Origin of the sequence: Microbacterium sp. BF1, assembly GCF_019279095.1 — a bacterium.
In the GTDB taxonomy this organism is placed as follows: domain Bacteria; phylum Actinomycetota; class Actinomycetes; order Actinomycetales; family Microbacteriaceae; genus Microbacterium; species Microbacterium maritypicum.
On sequence record NZ_JAGYWT010000714.1, the window covers coordinates 1 to 918 of the forward strand.

At 65.5% G+C, this 918-nt stretch carries 1 protein-coding gene and 1 pseudogene; both read right to left on the reverse strand.

Annotation, left to right across the window (positions count from 1 at the left end):
- Positions 1-212 precede the first annotated feature (212 nt).
- On the reverse strand, positions 213-515 hold the full coding sequence (locus KZA10_RS16260; protein WP_218683404.1) for a putative quinol monooxygenase: 303 nt from the start codon (positions 513-515) through the stop codon (positions 213-215).
- A gap of 42 nt (positions 516-557) precedes the next feature.
- A pseudogene (locus tag KZA10_RS18405) lies at positions 558-745 on the reverse strand (transposase); the annotation flags it as partial.
- Positions 746-918 lie beyond the last annotated feature (173 nt).

Sequence of the window (918 nt, forward strand, 5' to 3'; positions counted from 1 at the left end):
ACGTGATCGATCTTGGCCCCGGCGCGGGCGACGCCGGCGGGACCGTAGTTGCAACTGGCACGCCCGTCCAGGTCGCGGATAAGGGCGTCGGTGCTTCCGCGAGCTACCTCGCCGCCGCACTGCAGGCAGCGACCAACGTGACCCCATAGTGACGAGCGTGCCGCTGTGCGATATGAGAATCGGACAGCGGCACGCTCGACGAGGTCGTGGTCTCAGGCGGGGAGCTTCGAGGCCAGGACGTCCAACTTCTCAATCGTCGGCTCGCTGAACAGTTTGCCGGTCTGCTCGCCGAGAGCGGTCGCAACCGGGCCAGACAGGTGCGCGTCGCGGCCGGCGTCATCGGGGAACACGTCGAAGATCCCGAAGGAGGACGGGCCGAGACGGATCGCGAACCACGCGACGGTGGCAGGTTCCTCCTCGACGAGCCCTCGCCCGATGCCGAGGAATTCCTGGACCTCGTCTTCCTTGCCGGGCAGGGCCTCCAGCCTGACAAGCAGTCCCTTCGTCACGCTCATCACATCACCTCTTCCTGGGTCGAATTGCCCGCTAATAGGGCGAGTTGTCCCAGGGCCGGCTGGCTCTGGGGGCAGGTCCCGCCACGCGATCCCGGCCCGGTACCGGTAGATGATCCCCTCCACCAGCGTGCGGTGATCACGAAACGTCTACCTCGCTTACCATCCGGGGCCGGCATGAACGGCTCGACCAGTTCCCAGTCGCCATCCGAAAGCACCCTCATCCGCGACATGCTGTCCAGAATCGCGGGTCACCCCCACGCGATCGGGAGACACGCCCTAGCTGTGATGTCCAGGGACGTTGTTTCGGCGACACGGCCGTGAAGAGCTGAGAGGTGAGGGCCTCCGGTTGTGAAGTGGAGCTGTTGAGTTCAACCGCTTCAGGAACCAGGAGGCCCTCGTGTCC